This window comes from Microbacterium sp. Leaf436 (genome assembly GCF_001424715.1).
Classification (GTDB): domain Bacteria; phylum Actinomycetota; class Actinomycetes; order Actinomycetales; family Microbacteriaceae; genus Microbacterium.
In genome coordinates this window covers 152013-178250 of record NZ_LMRB01000002.1, presented here as the reverse complement: position 1 = coordinate 178250, position 26238 = coordinate 152013, and the positions used below count along the sequence as shown (strand labels likewise).

Here is a 26238-nt window from a genome sequence, read left to right as displayed (position 1 = left end):
AGCCCCGAAGCGAGTCGCAAACCCGGGCGTGTCGCGCGCGGCAGATCCTCAGCATCCGGTCCCCGTGGGCACTTCTACCCTCTTCCCTATGAGGGTGAACGGCGCGAGCCCGCTCTTCTCCCGCCCCTTGACGGGTGTACGCCGCGCCTACCCTGATCGGGCCTGCGGAGCCGCCCTGTCGCGTCGGCAATTGGCGCCGGGTAGCGACACGGGGGGCCGGAATGCACACGCGAACGAATATCTCGGACACGTCGTCGGCGAGGATGCGGTGGCGGCGAGTGTGACGCCCGCCCGTCACCACATGGGTGGTGGTCCTGCTCGTCGTGGCGCTCGGGCAGCTGTTCATCGTCAAGCCGTCCGGGTACCGTCGGCATCCATCTCACCCACGATCCAGGCGGGTGACCGGCTCCGGGCCGACCGCATCGACCTGACCTGGTCGGACCCCACACCGGGAGAGGTCGTGGTCTTCTCCCGCCCTGAATCATGAAAAGAGGATGCCGCAGCGCCCTGCCCTCTCCGCCTCGTGGCCGAGTGGGTGGGCAGTCTCTTCGGCTTCGGCCCGAGCAATCTCGATGCCCTCGTGAAGTGCGTCATCGGTGCACCGGGGACGACTGTCCAGTGCTGCACCGACGAGGGCCGGATCGAGGTCGACGGCGCCGCGATCGACCAGGACTGCGTGCGCAGTCGACCTGCCCTTCATCGCCGGCCAGCTCGGCTGCGACAGCGTTCCGGTCTCCGCGCGGTGCTTCGCTCCCCTCACCGTTCCTGAGGGCTCCTACCTGGTGATGGGCGACGACTGCGCGTGCTTCGTCCCGCGGGCGGACATGGTCGGCACGGTCTTCGCGATCGTGTGGCCTGTCGACAGACTGTTCTCTCCGCTCGGCTGACGAGGTCGCCGCGCAAGGGCGGCCGCGGCGCCGGCCCGCAGAAGAACGGCGCCGCGGCGAGAATGCGTGCGTCAGGCGTTGCCGATGTGCTTGTCGACGTTCTGTCGGACCTCATCGACCTTCGTGTGCTGCTCGGCCGGAACGACCTTCTTGATCGCGTCCGCCGCACCGTCGAGGATCTTGTCGCTGACTTCCTCGGCTTTCTCGCTTTTGAGGGCATCTTCGATCTTGTCGCGATTCTCGTCCAGAAGCTTCTTGCCCTTGTTGATGATGTCGTCCACACCCATGTGCGTCTCCCTTTCCGGACTGGTGTCGGCGGGATGCCGACGGGTTGCGATTCATTGTGCTCGTGCAGCGCGTCGGGCGCGGAAAAAGCGCGCGGGCTTGACCTCGGCGGGACCGACAGCGCATTACCGGTAATTTTCGCAGAGATTCGCTTGTCTCTGCTGTGAGCGCGGGTAAGACTGTGGTGGGGAATCTTGCAACTACCCGGCGCCCCATGCGGGCTCGCAGTCATGACACCCCGGCTCTGTCCTCACCGCAAGGAGGGGACGCCGGAGCCGACGTGACGACGTTCCCCGACTGCGTTGCCGCTCGCCCGGGAGATTCCCGCGGGCGGGCAGAAGACAGGTACCCGACGGGCCGTCACACTCCGGTGGCGTCTCCTACCCCCGAGGACGCTCCGGATGCTCAAAATCCTCAGTATCGCCACCGTCGTCGCGCTGAGCGCGACGCTGCCCGCACCGGGCGCCCACGCGATGTCCGCTCTCTCCGAGCACATCGCGACCGGCGCCGCTCTCGAGTCCTCCACGGGCGCCGCGCTACCCATGGAGACGGGCTACCCGACGCCTCCGGCATCCCCGTCCCCTGCGGCGTCCCCGTCGTCGACTCCTTCGCCGACGCCTCCGGCATCCCCGTCCCCTGCGGCATCCCCGTCCCCGTCGCCGACTCCTTCGCCGACGCCGACGGGCACTCCTCGGCCCGAGCCGTCCGCGAGCCCCTCCCCCACGGACGACCAGCAGCGGACGACGGCGCCGTCTCCTGCTCCCAGTGTGACGCCGACATCGGCGCTCGGGGCGACCATCGCGGCAGGTCTGGTCACCGCGGAGAGCTTCGGCTCGGCGGACGACTGGACGCTCGTGTCGGGACGCGGTTCGATCTCGTCCTCCACGGACGCGACCGAAGGAGACCGGTCGCTCAAGATGGATTACGACTTCGGCGGCGGAACCTTCGAGATCGGACGTGTGGCGACGCCGCAGGACATCGACACGACAGGTCTGCGCGCCCTCAAGCTGGATGTGAAGGGCGACGGTTCCTTCAACACGCTCTACCTCCGTGTGCGCGATGCCACCGGCGAGGTCCTCTATTACCGGGTCGGCAACATCAGCAACAAGAACTGGTCCACCGCGACCGTCGATCTCTCGAAGGCGCCGTCCGCGACCACGGGCGGCAACGGCGACGGGATCATCGACGCGCCCATCGCCCTCTTCCGGGTCGTGGTGGTCCGGAATGGAACGCAGCCCGCGACAGGATCGGTCCGCGTGGACAACCTCCGGGTCGATGACAGCGGGTGGACCGCTCCCCGATCGAGCACCGGCTCCGTGATCCCCGGCAGTGGCACCACAGACGTCAGGTTCACCGCGGGCGGCGCGGGAGACTACCGCCTCCGTCTGATCGACCCGTCGAAGAACACTCGGACGTTCACCGGGACGGTGCAGGGCGCGAAGACCGAAACGACCCGATGGGACGGGAAGTCCGACGGCGGAACGCCCCTGGCTGGCGTGGTGCGGGCTGTACTGGAGTATGACTCCACTGCCAACGGCACGCTGTCCGGTCAACTCACGGTCGCCACGCCGTATCTCGTCGGAGCCGCTCAACGCGCCGCGTCCGCCACGGCGGGCTCCGTCGCTGCGGTGAACTCCTCGCTCACCACGTACGAGAGCCTGGCCAAGGCCGACACCGACGCGGCCGCGATGGAGGACGCCTACGTGCGGTATGCGCGCGAGGAGTTCGAGTGGAACCGGGTCGAGCCGCGCAAGGGGTTCTTCGATTGGCCGAAGTTCGACCAGGCCGTCTCGGTCGCGCGTGCGCGCAACATCGACATCATCGGCAAGCTCGTGTACACGGCCGACTGGGCGACGAGCGCTCCGGCCGGGACCCCGAGCTCGTCGGCGCGGTACTACCCGCCCGCCGACACCGCGAACTACGTGAACTACGCCATCGCGACCGTCGAGCGTTACAAGGACCGGGTCAAGGTCTGGGAGATCTGGAACGAACCGAACATCGAGCAGTACTGGAAGCCGTCACCCGACGCCTCCGCCTACGCGCGCCTGCTCAAGGCGACGTACGCGGCGATCAAGAAGGTCCAGCCGGATGCCATCGTCGTGACGGGCGGGCTCGCGGGATACTCCGAGCAGTATCTGAACAGCCTGCGGGAGGCCGGGGCCATCGATTCCTTCGACGGGATCGGGCTGCACACCTACGTTCAGGGTGCCCCGGAATCGAGCACGATCGACAGCTGGATCTCGGCCGCCCAGTCGTGGATCGCTCGGAACGCGCCCGGGCGGTCGCTGTGGATCACCGAGACGGGGTGGTCGACGTGTGCGAGCTGCGGCTCGGGGGCCGGGGTGAGCGAGGCGGATCAAGCTGCGTACCTGAGCAGATCGATGATCGACGCGGCCGCGCACGGCGTGGCGGCGTACGCGTGGTTCAACCTCGTGGAGATCGGCGGCAGCGCGAGCAGGCTCGACAACTACGGGCTGATCGAACAGTCAGGACGCAAGAAGCCGGCCTACTCCGCTCTGGCCCGGGCCGGTGCCGGCATGGCCGGATCCGTCGCCGCCGGCACCGCCTCACCGAGCGCGGGCACGTCGACGGTTCTCAGCGATCTCGCGCGGACGACCGACGTCAAGTCGAAGTCTTTGGGCGAGGGCGCGACGTCGAAAGTGTCCGCCGTGAACACACGCGTAGCGGGGTCGGGGGCAATCGCCCTGGACTACAACTACAAGGCCTCCACGGCTGAGGGCACCTCCCTCACGATGAACCTGCCCGTTTCGGGCCGGCCGAGCGCGGTGTCGGTCTGGACGTACGGCGACAACAGCAACAGCTCGATCTACATGAAGATCACGGATGCCAAGGGCGAGATCTTCGAGGGCAAGGTGGGCAACGCGGGACCAGAGGGATGGTCTCGGCAGACGCTCTACTTCGACGGACTGAACCCCAGCTACAAGAGCTACGGGTCCAATGTCGACAAGAAGATCGACTACCCCATCACCGTCACCGACTTGCACGTGTTCAAGTCGTCGACCTCCAAGACCAGCGGACGCATCATCTTCGACGACGTAACCGCGCACTACGGGACCAGCACCCGCGGAGTGGTCTTCTACGGTCGGAACTTCGTGACCCAGGCCCTGTACCGACCGGACTTCGCCACGACGCGGATTCCCGTCGCGAACACGACCGCGTACATCTACGATCGCGGAGCCCTGCAGGCCGTTCCGGTGGACTCGTCTCTCGGCGCGGAAGTGACCGTTTCGTCGGCCCCGAAATTCCTGGTGTCATCGAATCGGGTGAATCCATCGTCAGTCAAGCCCGGTAGCGCTGTTTCGCTCCGCCTCGTGACCGGGGACCGCACGACGATCACCGTCCAGATCTACACGAAGAGCGGAAAGCTCGTCCGGACCATCACCGACTCCCGCTCCTACTTGTCCGGGGCACGTGAGATCGCATGGGACGGGAAGGTGACGGGTGGAGCGGTCGCTAGCCCGGGCGACTACCGGTTCCGGATCAGCGTGTCCGGTCCGGACGGGCGGACCGTCGCATGGGGTCGCCCCTTCACCATTGCCGGGTAACACCCTTTCGGGCGACGACGGAGCCATCGGCTCGTTCCACCAGATACGGCCCGCCGTCGCCCGATTCGACCTGGTAGGACGCCGTCCGCGCGCCCTCAACCTGGTTGTCCTGGACGATGACGTTCTGCGTGTTGTCCGTGACGAGAACGCCGTAGACCATCTGTCCCGGCTCGCCCGAGATCGTATTGCCCTCCACGAGGACGGACTGAGCCGCCTGATCCTGCAGCTTGCTGATCGCGACGCCGCAGCGCCAGTAATCGGGGCCTCCGGGGCGCTGAGCGACGTCTGAGATCTTGTTATCGCGCAGCACGACCTTCTGGACGCCCTCGATCTCGACACCCGTCTTCCCCGTCGGCCCAATGGTGTTCTGCGTCACCTGGACGTCGACCACGCCCCCGCGTCGATCATGGAGATGGATGCCGAAGTCCCTCTTTGAGGTGATCGTGTTCCCGGTCACCGTGCCCGAGCGAGCTCCGCTCCCGAAGTAGATCCCTACCATGTCTGTCGAAAGGGTGTTGTTCTGGATGGTGACGTCGCTCGCATCGTCACCCGCCACCATCACGCCGGTGTCGTAGGAACTCTTCACTGTGTTCCCCTGGACGACGACGTTCTGGCCGCGCACGTAGATCGCCGACGGTGACGGAGCCTGGCCCTTGGCGACCTTGTCGATGGTGTTAGAGGTGACCTTGATGTTGCGGGCACCCGACTCGACCCGCACGGCGAAGTCGACGATGTCATCGAAGGTGCAGGAGTCGATGACCACGTTCGACGCCGAGCGTCCGGACTCGGCGTAGACACGGACCGCGTGCTTCATCCGGATGAACGTGCATCCACTGACGGTGACGCCAGAGGAGCTGTCGATCTGCAGGGAGACCCCCTGCGTGGACTGGACGCCGCCGTCGAAGGTGACACCCGTCACCTTCACGTTGTCCGCGCTGTTGGCGAGGACGAAGGGCGTGTCCGTGCGGTCGGCGAGTTTAAGGGTCGATCCGTCGGCATGCCCGGCCAACTCGACGCCGGGTCGAAGTCTGATCGTCGATCGGACGACCTGTGTGCCGGCCGGCAACTCGACCCGTCCTCCTTGGGGAGCCGATCGGAGCAGTTGGTTCAGCTCCACAGCGTAGTCCGGAGCGTCGTCGTCCGGGTCGGGCGCGCAGGACGCGAGGAAGACCGTGAACGCCGCCACTCCGGCGAGCGCCAGGACGGCCCGCCGCGGCACGCGATGACTCAGCGCGTCGGGCTCGTCGACCACACCGCACCCGCAAATCTCCGGAACCTCGCGGCCCGTGCCCGCATGGCCGTCCCCTTCTCACCTGCTCGACGTGCCTTGACGCCGAGAAGAAGGGCCCGGGATCCGAGTCCTGCCGAGAAGATGGCCCGCCACAGGAACCTCCGCACCGGCCCAGCGGAGAAACGCCACACGTAGAAGTCGAAGGTGTTCTCGGCCCAGAGCGTCGAGACCGACGAACCAGCGGCGTTCACAGAGGCGGCGATCTCATGGGTGGCGACGACGTCAGCGTTCAGCACCACCCGATAGCCCTGTCGAAGCACCCGGTCCGCCAGTTCGATGTCTTCTCCGTACATGAACCATCGCTCGGAGAGGAATCCGATGCGCTCCCGCGCCTGAGGGGCGAGATACAAGGCGCATCCGGAGACCCACTCGACGTCCTGCGTGTAGGAATGGTTCTGGCGATACAGATGGCGTCCGCGCAGGAATTCCACGCGAGGGAATGCCCGAGCCAGCCCGGTGAAATGCGTGAAAAGAGGCCACAGTCGCGGCTGCTTCCCTGCCGCGAGCGTCGGGACATGCGGTCCGCTGTCGACGAGGGGAGCGATGATGCCGATCGTCGGATCGGCGTCCGCGGCGGCGACGAGGCGGGCGAGATCAGCTCCCGTGATGCGCGCGTCCGGATTCAGGAGGAAGACCCCGCCGTCAGCCGCCGTCGCGATTCCGCGGTTCACAGCGCGCGCGAAGCCGTCGTTCGTCTCGCTCTCGATGATGCGGGTCACCAGCCCCTCGGTCTTGAGGCGGCGAGCGATCGCAACGGAATCATCGGAGGACTTGTTGTCGACGATCACGACCTCGACGTCATCCGACGAGCCGAGCGTGCGGATGCAGCCTTCGAGATCGTCGGCCGAGTTGTAGGTCACGAGAATCACCGTGGTCACGGACACGTTCGTCACATCCTTCACTCTTCGCGCCCGGCAGCACGGAAGATCTCCGCGGCGACCTGCGCGCGGTATTGTTCGCGGGAAAAACGCTCGGCGACGCTCCGTCGTCCCTGCTCGACGAGCCGGTGCCGCAGCGTGTCGTCCGTCCGCAGCGTCTCCAGCTTGGTTGCCAGCTCCTCCGGGTCGTCAGCGGGGACCACCAGCCCCTCACGCCCGTCGCCGACGATCTCGACCAGGCCCTGCACGTCGGACACGATCACGGGCACACCCGCGGCGAGCCCTTCCGCGGCGACCGTTCCGAACGGCTCCGCCCGCGAAGGCACGACCAGCGCGTCAGCCGTGGAGAACAACGGCGGCGCGTCGGCCACGAATCCGGTGAAGGAGACCACGTCCGGGCCCAGGGAGAGCTCGCGACAAAGGTCACGCAGCTCGGCCTCGTACCACTCGTAGCCCGGGAACACCGCCCCGGCGAGCGTCAGTCGCACATCCGTCCCCGCCTGGCGCATCAGCGCCACAGCACGAACCGCGACATCCGTGCCTTTGCGGGGGCTGAGGCGACCGAGGTAGAGGACACGGAACGCGCCTTCCGGCGCGGGTTCGTGGGGCACCGCGTACGCGGACCAGTCCTTGCCGTTGTAGATCACGCTGGTGCGGGTGCGCACCGAGGGGCAATCGCGGAAGATCTGTCGCGCCGTGAACTGGCTATTGGCGATGACCGAATGCCCGAGACGAAGGGGCGACAAGAGCGCGCGCCGGACCAGGGCCGGTGGATCCACCTCCGCTTCGCGCACGTGGAAGACCACGTGCTTGCGAAGGAGACGAGCCGCCAGTGCCCACCACGGCTGCACGATGGTGTTGACGTATACAAGGTCGGGACGCACGCGGCGAATCACCCGCACCATGCGGGGCCCCCGTCGGACCAGGTCGAAGACAAGGCGCGCGAACCCGGCCGGTCGCAATGCCGACTTTCGCAGGACGGGAACATCCCGCACCAGCACGTCGGCACCGACTGCCCGCAACTCGGTTCGGAGCGGACCGTCGACGGGAAGCACGACGGTCACGTGGGCGCCTCGGTCGCGCAGACCCACGACGGCTTCCAGCGCCATCCGGTCACTTCCGTAGAGCTCGGCGGACGGGTGGCAGAGCATCACGCGCATGTCGCCCCGATCCGACGTGTCGACGCGTCGGCCTCTCGCTGGGTCAACTGCACCGCAGAACACCATCGGTATGGAAAGGAAATGGGGTCTGACCCCCCATCGGCCTGTTCTTTTCGCACAAACACCCCTGAACGATTGATTGGACAGGCGCCCGTGCCTACGTCGATCGTATCGGAGAATGCAAGGAAGGACCGGTCGAGCGCATATCCTGGAAAAGCACGATGCGCGGGGGGCTGGCTGATGCCCCAGGGAAGGCACCACGGTGACTCGTTCGATTATCACGTCTGCCGCGGCAGCAGTGGTGCTCGTCGCGCTCGTTCTTCTCTTGGGCCCGATCCCCGTTCTCATCGGGATCCTCGGGATAGCTGGTGTGATCGTCGTGCTGCGTTTCCCGCTGGTGGGCATCTATGCCCTCATTCTTCTCCTGCCTTTCAACGCACTCGTGTCTCAGGTCGCGCCAGGGGCGGTGGGGACCGCCTACGGTGTCATCAAGGACGCCGTCATCGGCCTTCTCCTCGTCGCAGCGCTCGTGAACCGGCGCTTCAACCGTGCACCCACCAGCATCGCGGTCCTCGTCGCCCTCCTCGCCCTCCTACCCCTCGTGAGCGGAACGTTCACCCCGTCCCTCGAGCAGGCGCTCTACGGGTGGCGCAACGACTACGAGCCGCTGCTCCTCCTCGTCCTGGTCCCGGCGTTCGTCGAGGTGCGCCACGTGCGACGGATGCTGATGACGATCATCGTGACCGCCCAGATCAGCGCGGCGATCGCGATCGCCACCTGGACGCAGGGTATTCAGTGGCTGCTGGACATCGGCCGCCTGCCGGTACCCGCGGGGCAGCGCTTTCCGACTTCCCTCTTCTCCTCGGGTAGTTTGACGCCACGAGCCTTCAGCCCGTATGTCGCACCGAACGAACTCGCGGCGGCGATGCTGATCTCGATCGCCGTGGTGTGGTGCGCCCCAGGGCTACGGACCTCGCGGCGTCTCCTCCTGACGCTTTTGCCCGCCGCCGCCATCCTTCTCACCGAGTCCCGGAGCGGACTATTCGGCGCCGCCATCCTCGGAGCTGTGCTCCTGGCTCGCGCGCTTCGCAAGTCCTCGCAGATCCTGTCCGTCGGCTTCCTGCTTGTCGCCGGCGTCGCGACGATCGCCGCCGCGACGCTGTACATCGGCGGCGCGCTCGAGGAGGAGACGGACACGTCGTTCGGCGGTCACGCCGCGAGCCTGCAGGAGGGGCTCGCTCAGCTTCTCGTGCATCCGCTCGGGATGGGGCTCGGAGTTGTCGGGCCCAGATCGTTGCAATTCGAGACGAACTATCACGTGGAGAGCTACTGGCTCCTCCTCGCTCTCGAAGCGGGGCCGCTGGTCCTGGCGATCTTCCTCATCCTGCTCGGCCTTCTGGCTAACCGCGCGGCACGATCCCGAAGCATCGTCGGGTTCCTCCCCGCGGCTGCCCTCAGCGGGACTCTGGTCTCCCAGATCGTCCTTCCGACGCTCCAGGAGAGCCCGGTGAGTTTCCTGCTGTGGGTCTGCGTCGGACTAGCGACCGTCGTGCAGGTACAGGAGAAGGCGGATCCCGCATTCACCCTCGGAGAACACTCCCCCACCTTCGAGCCTCGGCGGCGCAAAGCGCTCTCCGTACAGGGGAAGCCGCGATCGGTGTGACCGCCTCGTGCAAAGCTCGCGTGCGCGCACGTCGTCGTCCGAAAGAGAGAAGAGACCCGTGAAACTGTCCGTCGTCATCCCGACGATCGGCCGCCCCGAACTCGCGCGCGCTGTCCGAAGCGCCCTGGTGCAGACAACGCCGGTGCACGAAGTCATCGTCGCGGCCGACACCACGGACGATCTCACGCTGCCCGAGGACGATCGGGTGCGCGTGGTCCGCGTCGGGCCGGGAGCCGGAGGCAACGCAGGGCGTCAGCGCGGCATCCGCGAGGCGACCGGCGACCTGATCGGACTTCTCGACGACGACGACGAGTGGGCACCGACGAAGGTCGCCGTCCTGACGCGCCTCGCTTCCGAGACCGCGGGGCCCTGGATCGCCACGTCCCGCGTGCGTATGAAGCGTATGAACGGCTCCGAACTCATCCAGCCCGCCTTCCCCATCCGCCCGGGCGAGGATCTCCGCGCATATATGTTCGCGAAGCGGTCGCCGCGAAGCGGTCACGGGTTCGTCCAGGCTTCCACCCTGGTCTTCCCCCGAGAACTCGCCCTCGAGGTTCCCTTCGACGAGAATCTGAAGTTCCATCAGGACGTCTCGTGGCTGACCTCCGTGGCCTCAGCACACCCCGACTTGACGGTCCTCCAGTCGTGGGAGTCTCTCGCCAGCTACTACGCGACCGAGGGCTCCGTTTCGAAGCGGATCGCTCCGGAGGGCTCGGTCGCCTGGGCGCGCCGTTTCCTCGCCGACCAGCCGCGGCTGCTCGGCGACTTCATCCTCACCCAGTCCCTGGGCTTCGCCCGGCGGAGCGGATCGGTCGGTTCCATGATCCGAACCGCACTCGCCGGCATCCGTTTCGGGCGACCCGGTCCTGCGGCCATCGTGTATGCGATCGGCGCGACGGCCAAACAGACCCTTCAGAGCAAAGGCAAGTGAATGCGCCGCATCTATGTGCGAGGTACCGGCCAGGAAGACAACATCGGCGACGTCATCCTCCGGCGAGCCTTCTTCGACGAGCTGTCCCGCGCGGGCGAACTCCACATCCTCCTCGGCGACGCGAGCGCGGACTTCCTCGCGGCCCTCGATCTCCGGGACTCCGATGTCGTCTACCGCGACGTCGATGACTGGCGACGGTCCGCCTACCGGTCGGTGCTCCGGCGTGACACATGGTGGGTGGACAAGCCCGGCGAGCTCCTCCTCGAGGAGGACATCTACAAGGGTCAGCGACGGCTTCTCCCCCTCATCCTCGCCGTCCGCGCGCGGGGCGGTCGCGCTCTGCGCCTGGGCATCGGTCAGCGAAAGCCCAATTCTGCGGTGATCGAACGCTTCCGGCGTCTGTACCGCCTGTCCTCGATGGTGGCCTGGCGCGACGTCGACTCCCGGGAGCACTTCGGTATCGGCGAGGTCATGCCCGACTGGGGATTCCTCCCCGGCGCCGATTCCGGAACACAACCACGACGGCGTCTGGTCGTGTCCTACCGGGGTGACCGCCAGCCCCTATCCGCCGAGACGATCACCGCCATCCGCGACTTCGCCTCCCGCGAAGACCTCACCATGACCGTGATCACCCAAGTGGCGCGCGACTCCGCCCGCAGCAAGGAGCTCCACGCGCAACTCGGCGGCGAACTCGTCGACTGGGAGGTCGTCGCCGGCCACCGCGCGCAGGAGGACCGTCTTCGCGACATCTACCTCGAAACCGCCGTCGCGCTCAGCGACCGCCTGCACGTCCTGATCGTCGCGGCGGCCGAAGGTGCCGTCCCCGTTAACCTCATCGCCGAGCCGGACACCAAGGTAGCGCGACACTTCGACGCCATCGGCTACCACCGGATGACGGTGGCATCGGTGGACCGCAGTTCCGTAGAGATTCTCCACGACCTCGTCGCTCAGGCGGCGCGTACCAACGAGGTCATCGCTCAGGTGAGTGCCGCTCGCGCCCGGATCCGGGACGTGGCCCGCCGCGCTCTGGCGATCGCCTCTTGAGCTCGGGCCTCGGCCGTCGTGCCCTCGGGGGCGCCGGCGCGACTCTGTTGTGGCAAGGGATCCGGCTGGGACTGCTCGCCATCTCGATCGTCGTCCTGGCACGCCTTCTCGACCCTCGCGACTATGGCTATCTCGCGATGGTCACCGCCGTGATCGGTCTCGGCGAGCTCCTTCGCGACATGGGCCTGTCCATGGCGGCCGTCCAGGCCAAGACGCTTTCCTCCTCGGAGAAGAGCAATCTGTTCTGGCTCAACAGTGCGATCGGGCTCGTCCTCGCACTCGTGGTCTTCGCCAGCTCGTGGGGCATCGCCCTCATCTACGACGAGCCGGCGCTCGTCGCGATCACCCAGATGCTGTCGGTCACCTTCTTGCTGAACGGCGTCGCGGCGCAGTACAAGGCCCAGATCAACCGCGACATGAGGTTCATGACGCTGGGCGTCACCGAGGCGCTCCCCCAGGCGATCGCGCTGGTCCTCGCCGTCGTGCTAGCGGTGAACGGGTTCGGGTACTGGGCCCTCGTCGCGCAAGCACTGGCGGTGGCCGTTCTGGCGTTGGTGCTGGACATGATGCTGGCACGGTGGCATCCATCTCTCCCGTCTCGAAAGACCTCGATCCGGCGCTTCCTGCGGTTCGGCGGCGCGCTAGCGGGAACCCAGGGCATCGCGTACGCCGCGAAGAACATCGACACCGTCGTCCTCGGCGTCCTGTTCGGATCCAACGTCGTCGGCCTGTACAGCAGGGCCTTCCAGCTCGTCGTCCTGCCGTTGAACCAGCTCACCGCTCCGCTCTCTCGCGTGGCGGTGCCGGTTCTCTCGCGGATCCAGGAGGACCGCGCCCGGTTCATCGAGTACATCCGCACCGGCCAGCATTTCACCGTCACGCTGGCGACCGTCTTCTACGCGGCCCTCGTCGGCTTCGCGGAGCCGATCGTGCTCCTCGTCCTCGGGGATCGGTGGTTGGCCGTCGCGCCGATCCTGCAAGCCCTTGCGTTGGTGGGAGTGTTCCGTGCGCTGGGCCAGGTCCCCTACTGGATCTTCGTGTCGCTCGGCCTCACCGGCAAGCAGCTGAAGATCTACCTGGTCACGCAGCCGATCGTCGTCGTGTCAATCCTCGTCGGGGCCCCGTGGGGGCCCGTCGGCGTCGGCATCGGCGGTTCGGTCGGGTACTTCCTGTTCTGGATCATCCAGATGTGGTGGGCGGGGCGGACGTCGGGCCTACCGGCCTGGTCGCTCACGCGTTCGGGATTGCTGACCGTCCTCATCGCCGGGGTTCCGGTCGCTGCGGCCGGCTACGTCAGCACCGTCCTGTTCTCCGGCCCCCTCGCCCTCGCCATCGGCGTAGCCGTCGCCCTGTTGTGGGTTGCCGCCGTCAACTTCCTCCTCCCGGCCAACCGCCGGCGGCTGCGCACGGTCACGTCGCTGGTGCGCAAGCGCTGACGAGTTCGACGATCCGAAGAGACGTCGTCACGGCGTCGGGCGCTGGTACTCCTGCACATGCCGTCCGCTCGCGGCGCCGATCCAGCCGAGACCGCGGGTGATCTGCGCGGTGTCGCGCAACCGAAGCCCCTTGCCGGTCGCAAGCGCCAGGGCCGTCTTGGCCGTTCCGACCGCGATATGAACGACTGCGCGCACCGCCAGCTTCCACGGGGGCGTCGAGCGGAGGATCAAACGCCCCGAGACGTTGTTGATGCGGATGTAGCGGCGCATGATCCACCGGAACCGCAACCGATCCGGTGGGGCGAGTTCCGTCACCTCGGCGCACGGCGCCCAAGCGACTTTCGCGCCGGACGAGGCGATGAGCCGGGTGAAGAAGTCGGTGTCGCTTCCGCCCGTCGCGGAGAAGCTCTCGTCGAAACGCGGCGATCCCGCACGCCGGTAGGCCGCGAGCGACAGCAGGGTGTTGTTCGTGGCCGGAGTGCGGGAGGTCAGCCCCTCCGCCTCCGGTGAGCGCTGGATGTATCCGCCGCGCTCGATCCATCGGGGCGCCTCCGGCGGGAAGATCGTTCGCACCGGGCCGCAGACGATCTCCGCTTCGTACCGGTTCGCCACGTCGAGCAGCGCGTCCATCCACGCCACGGGGACGATCTCGTCATCGTCGACGAAGACGACGTGCGTGGCATCCGGGGGGAGGCGGTCCAGGCTCGCGTTGCGAGCGGCCGCGATTCCCGGCTTCGCCTCCACGACGTAGTCGACGTTCAGGCGACTCGCCCGCGCGACGTCTTCGGCTGATCCGTTCAGGTCGTTGTCGACGACGATGACGTGAAGATCGGGGGAGACGTCCATGGCCTCGATGGACGCCAACAGCGCCGCAAGGTCATCGGGCCGCTTGTAGCTGGCGATCGCGACAGCGATGCGGATCGGGGTGACGGACACGTCTGCTCCTCGGCGGTCGGGGGTTCGGCGCGAAAGACCCGCGGCCGGTCAGTCCGCGCTCAGTCGACGAAGCGCGTCCCGGTAGGCGCCGTTGACGCCCTCCCAGGTGTAGGACTCCCTCGCGCGACGCGCCACGTGCGTCGACGCCGCCTGCTGCTGCTCGGGTTCGGACATGAGCGCGCAGACCGCTTCGGCGATGGATGCAGCGTTCGGCTCGCAGAAGTGGGCGCCGTCGCCGAGCACCTCGCGGTTGTAGACGGTGGCCCGCGCCACGATCGGAGTACCCGTGGCCATCGCCTGGACGAGGGTCGGATTGGTGCCCCCCACGCTGTGCCCGTGGAAGTAGACGCCCGCGTGCTGCCAGAGGGCGAGGAGACGTGCATCGTCGCTGATGTGGCCCAAGGCGTGGACGTTCGGGTTCCGCTCCGCAAGAAGACGCGCCTGCTCGTCCAGAGGACCACCGTAGCCGGACGATCCCACGATGACGACGGGGTACTTCTCTGCGATCACCTCTGCGGCGTCGAGGAACTCGGGGATCGTATTCTCCGGGACGAACCGCGCCACCGCGAGTGCGTAGCCGCGATGCGTCAGCCCCGGCTCGACGGGGAGATCGGGCGGGACGTCTCCGCCGTAGGGGATGAACACGCCCTGACGGTGGAACTCCGTGTTCCATCGTCGCTCGATCTCGCGCGAATCGAAGACCAGGTCGTCGGCGAACCGGGCCGTCATCCGCGCACCCGTCTTGAAGATGAACTTCGCGAGACGGCCCCACTTCGCGCGATCCCACTCGATGCCGTCCACATTGACCAGCGTCTTGATGCCCCGCATCTTGAGCAGCGGCAGGAAGAAGCCGTTCGCGACGTTCATGACAAGCGCGACGTCGGGTTTCGTCCGGGCGGCGTGGATGCTCGCCGTGAGACCGTACGACAGGGTGCTGAGGGATTTGCTCTCGATGCCACGGGTGACCTCAGTCCGGACGCGCGTGTCCCGCTCCGGGTCATCGGTCTTCGTCGAGCCGGAACGACCGTAGACGGTGACGTTCCACCCCTCCCCAGCGAGGAAGGGAGCCAGCTTCCGCACCGCCGTCTCGAAACCGCCGTAGTAGCTCGGATAGCCACGCGTCCCGATGATTGCGACTGATGAAGCCATAGGCGTGCGTGCCCCCACTCGTCTGAAACGATTTCACCCCGATATCGGACTGATCCCCTCAGCTTATCGCTAGGAATCGGGACGAAATCGGCAGCGCTCGGGCGAGGCGCGACATTGCGCCGGAGCACACATCGTTCTCCGCGCCCGATACGCGCGCTATTCCGTGAAACCCGCGCGGAAGGCGTCGCACGACGCGTCGATCGAGACGGAAGTGTCGTTCGCCGTCGGGGTGTGACGCAAATCGAGCGGGCCGAGCGGGCCCGCCGGGAGCTGCACCGTGTAGGAGACCGTCCGATTCTCGTTCTGACCGAGCGTCACCATCCGACTCTCACCGGTGTTGTTGTTTTCCACCCCGCTGCGTGAGAGCGAAGGAATGTCGCCGCCCGAGGGATCCATCGCCGTGATCGTCGCGCCCGGCGGGGCGAAGAACAGGGCGTTGAGCATCATCGTGGTCTTCGGGAGCCCGTAATCGCTGTTGCGGAACCCGAGTGTGTACGCGTTGGTGATGTCATCGGTGATGTCGTTGTGCATGTTCATCGAGACGTTCACCGTGCGATCGGCCGCGTTGCAGGTGGCAGAGACCTCGGTGGTCAGGTGGTACTCGAGCTTGCCGATGGAGAAGTCGTTCAGGTAGATACCGAGCTGTGTGGACGCCGCATTGTCCGACCGCAGGCCACCGTCGAGACCGACCTCGGTCACGAGCGCCTGGGCCTGCTCGTCGGTGAACCAGAGATTGATGCGCTGCTCCTGAGCGCTGCGCGTCAGCTGATCGAACATCGCGATCGGGTTCCACTGTCCGCCCGCGAGGCGGGAGAACACCGTCGAAGACACCATCGCGAAGAACTCGTCCGACGAGCGCCCGTTGTCGCCGGCGTCGCCGAACCGCTGGTACGCGTCGCTCAGCAGCAGCTTGACGGCGTTGTCGGAAGTGATCTGCTCACCCGACGGGAGATCCACCGGCCCGAGGACCTCAAGCATGTGCGCGAGCACGACCGGGTCGATCGACATGACGCCGTCGAACTGCGACCCGTCGGTGCGGTCCCAGAGCGACTCGAAGAGGCGAGCGGTCGTGGGGAAGTCGGGAGTGAAGGTGTAGTCCTGCGAGTACCGCGTGAACGTGTCCGGGTAGAGCGCCAGGGCGCTCTCGGGCAGGTCGAGCGCCGAGCGCCCCGCCTGACCCGCAGCGTAGAACGCCATCGAGTCGGACTGCTCCTTGAGCTCGATGCGGCCGTTGTCCACGACCATCACGCTCGATGCAGCCGGGTTCCCACCGGTCGCGCGAATCTCGGCGTTGTTCTGGAACACGACCAAGTAGGTCTTGGGGCCGTCCCCGCCGGCCGCCGCGAGCAAGGACGGAAGGTACTTCTGGACAAGGGTCAGCGAGGGAGCCGCCTGATCGACGATCTGCGCGACCTGGTCGAGCGGTTCGGTCACGATGGGGAGCAGGTTCGTCCGGTCGATACCGTCGGTGACGACCTTGGCATCCGTGAACGCGCTGGTGATCTCCGGAAGAGCGCCCTCCGCCTGACGGAAAGGCTCGAGGTTGATGCCGCCCCCCTCGACGGCGAGGGAGGAGAAATCGGATGCTGAGAGCAGCGCGACCGTCGGCGGTAAGGCGCGGCCGGTCAGGTCCCGCGTCATCGCGGTGAGTTCCTGCACCGCCTCGGTGTTGTCATTCACGAAAGGAATGGACGAGGCGAGATCCCACAAGGGCCCCGATGACCCGGCATCCGCCCGTTCCGTCATCTGGAGCACTTCGCCCGAGACCTGATTGAGACCGTCGATGTCGCGGTTCGCCACGATCTGGGGGACGAACGACAGTTTCGTCTGCGCACCGAGCAGGTCGGTACGGACGACACCCGCCTGCTGCATGAACGCCAATGCCACAACACCGATCGCGCACGCGGCGAATCCAAGGGCGCCGAGCGTCCATCCGACGATCGCGCCCGCAACCCTGCCTCGACCGGACGAGACGGGTTCCGTGGATTCCTGACGACGGCGGCGGCGCGTCTGGTCCGCGTGCGCTTCCGTCATGCGGTGCCACCTTCGATCGGGGCGGTCGGGTCGGGGTTCGGGACGGACGGTTCCGTCGGTTCCGGCTCGGGGTCCGGCGTCGGTTCCGGCTGGGTGGGCTCCGGCGACGGCTCGGGGTCGGGAGAAGGAGCAGGCGGGGAGGGCTCCGGGGAGGGAGTGCCCGGGTCGGAGGGGTTGGAGTCCGGGTCGCGACCGTTGTCGGTCCCGCCGTTGGGCGTGGTGGGCCGGTTCGGCGTGGCCTCCCGTTCCGCCTCTTCCAGGGCGATGATGCGCGCGTTCTCGGCGCGCAACGCGTCCACCGCCACCGCGTACGCCGGCATGTCGGCGAGGCCGTCGCCACCGGCTTGCTGCGCGCTCACGATGCGCGCGGCAGCATTGGTGACCGCCGTGCGGAAGCTCGACCCTGCGGAGTCATTGGCTGAGACGAGTGTCGCCGCCTCGGATTGGATCCCCGTTCCCAGCGAACCCAGCGCCGTGCGGTAGTCGGACAGGGCCGTGACGACCGACGAACGCGCGTCGCGCGCCTCGGCGATGAGGGGCGGGAGGGTCTCCCGCGCCAGACGGACGTCGTCGATCGCCTGGCCGACATCGTCGAGCGACTTCTCGTCGATCGAGTCGCGCTGGTAGGCCGGGACAGAGACCGGGGTCGCCGCCTTGGCCTTCTCCGCCAGGATGACGCGCGCGTTCTCCGCCGTCGTCAGTGCGGCGCCGTCGACCCTTCCCTGGAGGGCGGCGAGGACAGGAGCGCTGGTCTCGGCGAGGGCGGCGGCTTCCGAGCTGGAGCCGGCATAGAGGTCGACGGCGGTCTCGAGGACCTTCGTCTCGTTGGCGAGCTCGGCTTCCCTCTCACGCAGGCTGACCATGGCATCGTCGGCGGGGTTGGCCGTCGCGCGCAGGACCACCGCGAACGACGCGGTTCCGACCAGCGCCACGACCGCCAGTGTCGCCACGGCGAAGCTGAGATAGTTGACGGGACCCGCCTTACGCCGACCGCCGAAAAGCGGACGCCTCCCCGCCTGCGCCAGATCGGGTGCGCGCCACGCGGTGTCGTCGATCCTCTCTGCGGAGCGGGAACCGACCATCGCCGACAGATCGGCCGACGATGACGACGGGGCCGTATCCCGTTCGCCGCCGCCGACAAGCGCGGCGAGGTCGGCGGAGGAGGTCGACGGCGCGGCTGCCGCCGGCCCGTCGCCGACGAGGGCCGCCAGACCGGAAGACGCGTTCGGAGACGGCGGACGCGGGGCACCCGCGACAAGCGACAGGTCCCCCGCCGACGAGATCGAGACGGCGGTCGGCGCACCGACCAGGTCAAGCAGGCCGGTCGACGTCGTGGGGGCGGTCGATCCCGCGGAGCCGACCCCGACGAGCTCTCGCAGCGCCGCAGAGCTGATCGAGGACGTCTGCTTTTCCGTTTCCGTGCTTTCGCGTTCCTCGGTCGACCCGAACAGCGTTCGCAGATCGTTCATGGCGTCTCCTCGGCACCATTTCCGGCGCCGTTCCACAGATGTCGTAGGGTAGTCGAGGGGGCGCCGTGACGGCGCGGATTGTTTCGGGAAAGAATAGCCCGAGAATCTGCGCAAGACAGCCGGGCACCCGATCACCTGCTTACTGGCGAATGGACGAGGCTTGGAACTGCGCGACTATCTCCGGATCCTTCACCGCAACTGGATCCTCATTCTTGCGATGACGATTCTCGGCGGGGCGGGAGCGTTCGGGTACTCGCTGCTGCAGACCCCGACCTATGAGGCGAGCAGCCAGCTCTACGTGTCCGTGCGATCAGATAGCTCGGGGATCAGCGAGCTGGCGCAGGGCACAACCTTCGCCCGCCAGGCCGTGGTCAGTTTCGTCGACGTCGTCGACAGTGCCGTCGTCCTGGACCGCGTGATCGACGATCTGAACCTCGACACGACCGCGCAGAAGCTGGCCGGATCCATTTCAGCTTCTTCGCCGCAGAATTCGGTGATCATCACCATTCGCGCCACGGCGGCAGATGCGGATACGGCCGCCGCCATCACAAACTCGGTGGGTACCAATTTTGCCGATGTCGTAGTCAATCGCCTCGAGAAGCCCGAGGGAGAGGCTGCCAGCCTCGTTCGCGTCGAGACGATCGCGCCGGCGCTCGTGCCGACCTCGCCCTCCTCGCCGCACACCCCGCTGAACGTCGCGCTCGGACTGATCGTTGGTTTGGCCGCCGGACTGGGCATCGCGGTGCTTCGCTCCGTTCTGGACACCCGCATCCACTCGCTGCACGACATCGAGGCGGCCACGGAGGCCCCGGTTCTCGGTGGCATCGCCCTGGACCCCGACGCGAAGAAGCGTCCGCTGATCGTTCACGCGGACCCGCGCAACCCCCGAGCCGAATCATTCCGAAGCCTCCGCACAAACCTCCAATTCGTGGACGTCGACGGCTCCTCCCGCTCCTTCGTGGTCTCGAGCGCCGGTCCCGGTGAAGGAAAGTCCACGACGACCGCCAACCTCGCCATCGCCCTCGCAGAGACCGGCGCCCGCGTCGTGCTTGTCGACGGCGACCTCCGCCTCCCTCGCGTGGCCGACTACATGGGTGTCGAAGGCGGCGTGGGTCTGACCGACGTCCTCATCGGCCGCGCCGAACTCGTCGACGTCCTCCAGCAGTGGGGAACGGGCAAGCTCTTCGTCCTGCCCTCGGGGCGGACGCCCCCCAACCCGTCCGAGATGCTCGGCAGCCAGGCTATGCAGCGGACGCTCGCGGCGCTCTCCGACGCCTTCGACTATGTGCTCGTCGACGCTCCCCCGCTGCTCCTGGTCACCGACGCGGCCGTCATCTCGCGCTTCACGAGTGGTGTGCTCATGGTCGCCGCGTCCGGAACGACGAAGAAGCCGCAGCTGACCGCTGCCGTTGAGAAGCTGCAGGCCATCGGCAGTCGTCTATTCGGCGTGATCGTGACGATGCTGCCGTCGAAGGGCCCCGACAGCTACGGCTACGGTGCCTACTCGTACAGTGCACCCGAGGAGACCTCTTCCCCGCGCGGGGGCGGCGATCGTCGTTCGCGGCGTGATCGAGCGGACGAGAAGTGACGTTCTCCATTCTGTCGGTCTGCACGGGCAACATCTGCCGGTCGCCCGTCGCCGAGCTGCTCCTCGCGCAGTCTTTGGCGCCGTTCGGCGACGTGCATGTCGCCAGCGCCGGTACCGGCGCCCTCGTCGGCAGCGGCGTGCCGGAGCAGGCACAGCGTCTGGCCGCCACGGAGGGGATCGACACCACCGCGCACCGGGCCCGACAGATCGACACCTCGATGATCCGCGAGGCCGACCTCATCGTGACGATGGCGCGCGATCACCGGCGCCTCGTCGTCGAGTCGCTGCCGGCCTCGATGCGACGCGCTTTCACCCTGCGGGAGCTCGCACGGATCGCGGATGCCATCGAGCCGCGTCTGCAGCAAGCGGTCGCTGACTCCGGAGCGTCCACACCGGAGGAGGGTATGCGCGCCGCCGTTGGACTCGCCGCTGCACTCCGCGGCACGGTGGAGCCCCCTGCGACTCCCGACGAGTTCGACATCGTGGATCCCTACCGCCGCTCAGACGAAACGTACGCACGGTCCTTCGAGGAACTGCGGCCCGCGGTGTACCAGGTCGCCGAATTCTTTGCGAAAGCCGCTCGCGCCGCCTCCGCCTGATTCGGTAATTCCGTCGAGCGACGCCGTGCTCGCGATCTAGCACGGCTGGAGTCTTTCATAGCCACCAGATAGAGTCGCTGATGGTCGCAGCGGGGGCCGCGCTCGAGAACAACCACAGGGGGCACGAATTGACGATGCCGGTGCGCGCGCGGATCGACTGGGTCGACCGCGCACGAGCACTCTCCATCCTGATGGTGGTTCTCCTTCACACACGGATCGAACTCGGCTTCCTCGGCGCGTCGTCGCCGACGATCGAGTTCATCGTGAACTTCGCCTCTACGATGCGGATGCCGCTGTTCTTCGCCGCGTCCGGGCTTTTCGCCGTCTCGTGGGTCGAACGCCGATCCTGGCAAGAGCTGTTCTCGCGGAAGCTCATCCTCCTGCTGTGGGTGTTCCTCATCTGGCAGCCCGTCGTCTTCGCATACAAGGTCGCGGAGATGCTCTTCCTTCCCGACCAACCGGACAACACCTTCGCGACGCAGTTCGCCAAGGTGGCGCTCTCCCCCTTCCGCCCCAACGGCGAAATGTGGTTCCTCTGGGCACTGGCGCTCTTCTTCGCCCTTGCGAAGCTGACCGCCCGGGCACCGATCTGGGTCCGCGTCGGCATTCCCGCGCTGTTCTCCGTGGCGTGGATGAGCGTCGCCTCGTCCGTGCCCGAGGGGTTCCTTCGCGTTATCGGTGACGGCTGGGAGGGCGCCCTTAAGTACTACGTCTTCTTTGCTGCCGGCGTGGCGTTCTCCGCACGGATCCTGCGCTTCTACACCGAGGCGCGCCTCACGACGCTTCTCGTATTTCTCGCCGCGTGGCTGACGGTGGGAGGTCTGACCTCCCTGGGGATCATCAACATGCATTTCCCCGGTGGGCGTTTCGCGCTCTGCGTCCTGGGCGTGGCCGGCGGGTTCGCCCTCGCCCGCCTCCTCCAGTGGGTACCGGGAATGTCGCGAATCGGCTCGAACACGCTACCGATCTACGTCGCGCACATCCCGATCATCGTCGCGTGCACGGTGCCGCTCTCTCTGCTGGGCGCCGCCCCCGCGATCAGGAACGCGGCGGGGCTGTCGATCCTGCTGCTGACCGCCGCGGCCGTCGCCGGCGCGTGGTGGTTGCATCGCGGGCTGGTCCGGACCCGCTCCGGGTCGCTCATGTACGCACCGCCCGCGCGCTTGATCGAGTGGGCCTCCCGTGCACGGGACGAGGCCCCGCAGCGCTCCTGATGCCGTCTCCGCGCCGGACGAGCCCGTGGGCTACCCGCGACCGGCGGATCCCCGGCGACCGGGCAAGCGCGCCTCCAGGCGCCTCCGAAGCCGACCGAGCGGCTTCTCGACGGCGATGTACATCACCTGCGCCGCCGCCAGAGTGACCACGAGGGAGAGCACATCGGCCAGAGGCGCGACCGGCACGATCGGGCCGAGGAGGTGCAGCACGAGTCGGTGCAGCAGGTAGACCGAGAAGGAGAGCACCCCGACGTGTGCGATCCACCGCTGGTTCAGGATGCGCCCGGTCGCGCCGCCGGGGTGGACGATAACGAGCCAGAAGAGAGGGATGAGAGCCAGATACATGGCGGAGTCGGCGATGGTGAGTCGGAACGGGTCAGGAGCGAACGCGGCGACGACGAAGACCAGACCGGCGATCGGTGCGGCGAGGTAACGCATCACGCGGTCCGAGAGTCCCAGCGGGGATCGATCGCCCAGAGCGGGATTCCAAAGGAGGGCCATCGCCGCCCCGGCGAGGAGACCATCAAACCGTGTGTCACTAGCGATGTAGAGACGATAGAAGTCCTGGGTCGTCGCCTCGAGGAAGACCCGCCACCCCACCGCGAGAACACATGCGGCCACCAGGATGTAGCCGATCCGGCGATAGTTCAACCGTCGCCGGAGCATCAGGATGAGTGCGGCAGGGAAGATCAGGTAGAAGTGCTCTTCGACGGCGAGCGACCAGAGCATGCTGGTCTCCGGCGGGAGCCCCGTGTGGACATCTCCGGTCGCGTTGTTCGCCCAGATCATGTAGTAGTTCGTGACATTAAGCAGCTCCGCCAGAACGCCCCACACATTCTGCGTCGACGGAAGCCACCCGACGAGCCCCACGATCACCGCGATGGCGATGGTGATGTACGCGGGCGGAAGGATTCTCACCGCACGGCGGAGATAGAACTTTCCGAGGGCGATTCGCCCCGCCCCGTCATATTCTCGTCGCAGCAGCGTCGTGATCAGATATCCGCTCAGAAAGAAGAAGATCGTCACGCCCACGTGCCCGGGCCAGGGGCCACCGAGAGTGAAGCCGTGGCCGATGAAGACGATCGCCACGGCGATGGCGCGGATCCCGTCCAGCGAGGGGATGGTGAAGGCGCCATGGACGCTCTTTGCGGGGCCGGCGGGCATACTGCTCCTCATTGTCGGTCTCGGCGACGACGCTATCGCGTTCCTCCCGGCATCCCGCATCGCACGGGTCGTCCGCTCGGCGAAGCTATGATCAGTCGAGGTTCATAGGGTGGGGGAAATCCGTGACGCTGCATTCGCGTTCTTCATGGAAAGCGGCGGGTTTCGGCTTTCTTGCGGTCGTTCTCGTCGTCCAAGGTGTCATCGACTGGCGTTCTTCGACGGAGGCTTTTCCGACGATCAGCATGCCCACGTTCGGTCAGGCCCCGGATAGAGAAGGCCACCGCCAGATCGACACGGTGCGCATCGACGTCGCCTACGACGACGGCACCACCCTGAGCGTCGAACCGGAGGATCTGTTCGAGCAGTTCCACTATTCGAGCGCCCGCTTCGCGATGACGAACCTCATCAAATCGGGCGAAGACCTCTCGGACGAGACACGGCAGTGGCTCGGAGCCCAGGCGGCACGCGTGGGTGAGGGCCGAACGGCACGGAGCGTCACCTTCACCTGGCAGCCGGTGGACCTGGACATCGTCGAGGTGTCGGCCGAACCTGTGGGCGAGCCCACCGTACGGAAGGTCGACCTATGAGGGATCGGGTCTCAGCGGCCATCGAGTGGATCTGCCGGGGTTACCGGCCCGCCCCACGGGCGTTCGCCGCGCTCCGGATCGTCTTCGCCCTGAAGGTCCTGCTGTTCTCCGGCGACCTGCTGTGGATCACCGAGGTTCCCGCGCAGTTCTTCTCTCCGCCGCCCGGACCGTTCGTGTTGCTGAGCGAGCAGCCCACCGCGGGCGCACTCATCGCGCTCACGGTCGTCCGAGCTCTCGTGGCGATCTGGCTCCTCGTCGGATGGAAAACGCTCTGGGCGTCCACGGTGATGACCGCCGTGCTGCTCTTCGCGGCCGGGCTGAGCTACTCCTACGGCAAGGTCGACCATTTCATCCTGTTCGATCTCACCCCTCTCGCGTGCGGTCTGGCCGGATGGGGTGCGGCATGGTCTCTCGACGCGCGACGACGCGCTCGGACGACGTCGGGCTACCCGCTCTTCCTTTTCGCCACCGTGGTCGGCTTCGCGATGTTCACCGCGGCCGTCCCGAAGGCGGCGGCGGGCTGGCTGGACCCGGCGCGCGAGGCGACGCGCTACTTCGTGGCCCGCGACGACGTAGCCGGGCCGATTCCGGGTCCGTTCGGCGAGTTCGCCCTGTCCATCGACAGCACCCTCTTCTGGAAGGCGCTGGACTGGGTCACCCTGTTCGCCGAGGGATGGCTCGTCTTCGCCGTCTTCCTGCCGGGACTGTTCCGTCTCGGCCTCATCCTCATCATCACGTTCCACGTGGGTGTCTTCCTTATGATGGGCATTGACTTCTTCGACAACCTCTACGCCTACGCCGCGTTCTTCTGCCTGCCGCTCAGCCGGTGGTTCCCGGAACGGAACCTGCTGCGCGCCCTCAGGCGTCGACGCCGAGAGCCGGCGGCGGCGACCTGAACATGTCGTGCAACGCGGCACGCGCCGCGTAATAGCCCGAGAGTCCGTGCACGCCCGTCGCCGGCGGCGTCGACGAGGAGGCCAGGTAGACCCCGCGGGTGGGGGTGCGCCACGGCACAGGGGAGAGGACTGGTCGTCTCACCATCTGCACCATCGAGAGCGCGCCGGACGAGATGTCGCCCCCGACGAAGTTCGGGCTCCAGGAGGGAAGGTCGTGCGCGGTGATCGCGTGCGACGCGAGGACGAGATCGCGGAACCCCGGAGCTTCTTCCTCGATCGCCGCGGTCACCTGCTGCGTCGGGTCGAAGTCGGATCCCCGCGGGACGTGGACGTACGCCCACAGCACGTGCTTGCCTACCGGCGCCCGACTGTCGTCGAGCACCGTCGGCTGGGCGACCAGGACGTAGGGGCGAGCGGGGATCCGTCCCGCTGCGACGTCGGCCTCCGCGCGGCGGATGCTCGAAGCGGTGCCGCCCAGGTGTACCGTCCCGGTGCGACGGGTCGCCTCGTTTAGCCACGGGACGGGTCCGTCGAGCGCGAAGTCGACCTTGGCGATGCCGTCGCCGTATCGGAACCGTTGAAGCGTACGGACGTAAGACGGCGGCAGTTCTGTTCCACCGATACGGGCGAGTGCCTGCGCCGACACGTCGAAGACACGGATCGGGGCCCGGACGTCGCGGGAGTCGGCCACGTCGACACCCGTCGCGATCCGTCCACCGTGGGCGAGGAAGTCGTCGCGCATCGCATCGATGATCGTCTGCGTGCCGCCACGCGGGACGGGCCATCCGCGGGCGTGTGCGTGCGCGGCGAGGACCAGGCCCGCGCCCCCGGATGCGAGGGAGGGTATCCGACCGATCGAATGAGCCATGACGCCGGTGAGCATGGCGGGAGCGACATCGTCGGCGAAACGCAGGCCGCCGAGGGTTGACCCCTGCTCGAGCACACGGAGACCGAAGCGGACCGCCGTGATCGGATCGTGCGGGACGCGGAGGAGCTGGGAGGCGGTGAAGTCGCTCAGCCCGTTCACGTGCGCGACCAGGGGGCCGAAGAGCCGACGCCACGCGGCGCCGTCCGCTCCGAGATGCTCCGCCGTGCGCGCGAGGTCGCGGTAGGCGACACCGGCCCGCCCGCCGCCGAGCGGGTGGGTGTACGAGATCTCCGGCACTGTGAAGGGGATGCGCTCCGAGAGCTGGAATGCGCGGAAGAAGGGTGACGCCAGACCCATGGGGTGCACGGCGGCGCCCACGTCATGGCGGAATCCCGGGAGCGTGAGTTCCATGGTGCGCGCGCCGCCGCCCAGCGTGTCGTTGCGCTCGAGGAGGACGACGTCGAGCCCCGCTCGCGCGAGCGTGACCGCGGCCGCGAGTCCGTTCGGCCCACTCCCCACCACTGCCGCATCGGCCATGCTGTCTCCCGTCAATCGTGAACTGCTCACTCCGTGCCGCGTGTGTTTCCGTGCAC

At 67.2% G+C, this 26238-nt stretch carries 20 protein-coding genes; 10 read left to right on the top strand and 10 right to left on the bottom strand.

Going from position 1 to position 26238, the window contains the following annotated elements; translation table 11 throughout:
* Positions 1–958: 958 nt before the first annotated feature.
* Entirely contained in the window at positions 959–1174 is a 216-nt protein-coding gene (locus ASG45_RS05045) for a hypothetical protein (RefSeq protein ID WP_055833684.1), read from the bottom strand.
* Between the two features lie 765 nt (positions 1175–1939).
* Between ASG45_RS05045 and ASG45_RS05040 the strand changes: the two genes are divergently transcribed.
* Positions 1940–4738 carry a FlgD immunoglobulin-like domain containing protein gene (locus ASG45_RS05040; RefSeq protein ID WP_055833680.1) on the top strand — a complete coding sequence of 933 codons (2799 nt, stop codon included), beginning with the start codon at positions 1940–1942 and terminating at the stop codon, positions 4736–4738.
* Here ASG45_RS05040 and ASG45_RS05035 read toward each other — a convergent pair.
* The 3 genes from ASG45_RS05035 to ASG45_RS05025 are packed head-to-tail and all read right to left on the bottom strand — an operon-like array spanning position 4722 to position 8067.
* Positions 4722–5990 (bottom strand): right-handed parallel beta-helix repeat-containing protein, encoded by a 1269-nt coding sequence (locus tag ASG45_RS05035; protein WP_055833677.1) that lies wholly within the window; start codon positions 5988–5990, stop codon positions 4722–4724. The genes ASG45_RS05040 and ASG45_RS05035 overlap by 17 nt on opposite strands.
* Entirely contained in the window at positions 5966–6922 is a 957-nt protein-coding gene (locus ASG45_RS05030) for a glycosyltransferase family 2 protein (RefSeq protein WP_055833674.1), read from the bottom strand. The genes ASG45_RS05035 and ASG45_RS05030 overlap by 25 nt, the downstream gene beginning before the upstream one ends.
* Before the next feature lie 5 nt (positions 6923–6927).
* Positions 6928–8067, bottom strand: coding sequence for a glycosyltransferase family 4 protein (locus ASG45_RS05025; protein ID WP_055833671.1), 1140 nt, complete (start codon positions 8065–8067; stop codon positions 6928–6930).
* Positions 8068–8329: 262 nt separating this feature from the next.
* Here ASG45_RS05025 and ASG45_RS05020 point away from each other — a divergent pair, with 262 nt between their 5' ends.
* From ASG45_RS05020 to ASG45_RS05005, 4 genes are read left to right on the top strand one after another with little or no spacing between them, the layout of a single operon-like run.
* Positions 8330–9730, top strand: coding sequence for an O-antigen ligase family protein (locus tag ASG45_RS05020; protein ID WP_162242836.1), 1401 nt, complete (start codon positions 8330–8332; stop codon positions 9728–9730).
* 58 nt (positions 9731–9788) lie between these two features.
* Positions 9789–10661 (top strand): glycosyltransferase family 2 protein, encoded by an 873-nt coding sequence (locus ASG45_RS05015; protein WP_055833665.1) that lies wholly within the window; start codon positions 9789–9791, stop codon positions 10659–10661.
* Positions 10662–11705 carry a polysaccharide pyruvyl transferase family protein gene (locus ASG45_RS16375; RefSeq protein WP_055833662.1) on the top strand — a complete coding sequence of 348 codons (1044 nt, stop codon included), beginning with the start codon at positions 10662–10664 and terminating at the stop codon, positions 11703–11705. It begins immediately after the preceding gene.
* The gene (locus ASG45_RS05005) at positions 11702–13141 is read left to right on the top strand and encodes a lipopolysaccharide biosynthesis protein (protein ID WP_055833660.1); all 1440 of its coding nucleotides are present in this window, start codon (positions 11702–11704) and stop codon (positions 13139–13141) included. Before ASG45_RS16375 ends, ASG45_RS05005 begins: the two co-directional genes overlap by 4 nt.
* Before the next feature lie 27 nt (positions 13142–13168).
* Here ASG45_RS05005 and ASG45_RS05000 read toward each other — a convergent pair whose 3' ends face one another.
* The 4 genes from ASG45_RS05000 to ASG45_RS16455 all read right to left on the bottom strand — a co-directional run bounded on the left by ASG45_RS05000 (position 13169) and on the right by ASG45_RS16455 (position 18729).
* Positions 13169–14077 (bottom strand): glycosyltransferase family 2 protein, encoded by a 909-nt coding sequence (locus tag ASG45_RS05000; RefSeq protein WP_055833657.1) that lies wholly within the window; start codon positions 14075–14077, stop codon positions 13169–13171.
* 48 nt (positions 14078–14125) lie between these two features.
* Complete coding sequence (locus ASG45_RS04995) at positions 14126–15226, bottom strand: glycosyltransferase (RefSeq protein WP_055833654.1); 1101 nt, start codon at positions 15224–15226, stop codon at positions 14126–14128.
* A 156-nt stretch (positions 15227–15382) separates the two neighbouring features.
* Positions 15383–17260 carry a DUF4012 domain-containing protein gene (locus ASG45_RS04990; RefSeq protein ID WP_082516464.1) on the bottom strand — a complete coding sequence of 626 codons (1878 nt, stop codon included), beginning with the start codon at positions 17258–17260 and terminating at the stop codon, positions 15383–15385.
* Entirely contained in the window at positions 17257–18729 is a 1473-nt protein-coding gene (locus tag ASG45_RS16455; RefSeq protein ID WP_055833649.1) for a hypothetical protein, read from the bottom strand. Before ASG45_RS16455 ends, ASG45_RS04990 begins: the two co-directional genes overlap by 4 nt.
* 160 nt (positions 18730–18889) lie before the next feature.
* On the opposite strand from ASG45_RS16455, the gene ASG45_RS04980 reads away from it, so the two are divergent.
* The 3 genes from ASG45_RS04980 to ASG45_RS04970 all read left to right on the top strand — a co-directional run bounded on the left by ASG45_RS04980 (position 18890) and on the right by ASG45_RS04970 (position 22130).
* The gene (locus ASG45_RS04980) at positions 18890–20317 is read left to right on the top strand and encodes a polysaccharide biosynthesis tyrosine autokinase (RefSeq protein ID WP_055833646.1); all 1428 of its coding nucleotides are present in this window, start codon (positions 18890–18892) and stop codon (positions 20315–20317) included.
* Complete coding sequence (locus ASG45_RS04975) at positions 20314–20916, top strand: arsenate reductase/protein-tyrosine-phosphatase family protein (RefSeq protein ID WP_055833643.1); 603 nt, start codon at positions 20314–20316, stop codon at positions 20914–20916. Before ASG45_RS04980 ends, ASG45_RS04975 begins: the two co-directional genes overlap by 4 nt.
* Before the next feature lie 80 nt (positions 20917–20996).
* Complete coding sequence (locus ASG45_RS04970) at positions 20997–22130, top strand: acyltransferase family protein (protein WP_082516463.1); 1134 nt, start codon at positions 20997–20999, stop codon at positions 22128–22130.
* A 30-nt stretch (positions 22131–22160) separates the two neighbouring features.
* On the opposite strand, the gene ASG45_RS04965 is transcribed toward ASG45_RS04970, so the two are convergent.
* Entirely contained in the window at positions 22161–23294 is a 1134-nt protein-coding gene (locus ASG45_RS04965) for an acyltransferase family protein (RefSeq protein WP_055833638.1), read from the bottom strand.
* Positions 23295–23416: 122 nt separating this feature from the next.
* Between ASG45_RS04965 and ASG45_RS04960 the strand changes: the two genes are divergently transcribed.
* A complete protein-coding gene (locus tag ASG45_RS04960) occupies positions 23417–23881 on the top strand; it encodes a hypothetical protein (RefSeq protein WP_156459375.1) in 465 nt (154 codons plus the stop codon).
* A complete protein-coding gene (locus tag ASG45_RS04955) occupies positions 23878–24777 on the top strand; it encodes a hypothetical protein (RefSeq protein ID WP_055833633.1) in 900 nt (299 codons plus the stop codon). Before ASG45_RS04960 ends, ASG45_RS04955 begins: the two co-directional genes overlap by 4 nt.
* On the opposite strand, the gene ASG45_RS04950 is transcribed toward ASG45_RS04955, so the two are convergent.
* Positions 24740–26182, bottom strand: coding sequence for a phytoene desaturase family protein (locus ASG45_RS04950; protein WP_055833631.1), 1443 nt, complete (start codon positions 26180–26182; stop codon positions 24740–24742). The two genes, ASG45_RS04955 and ASG45_RS04950, sit on opposite strands and share 38 nt — an antisense overlap.
* Positions 26183–26238: the final 56 nt, after the last annotated feature.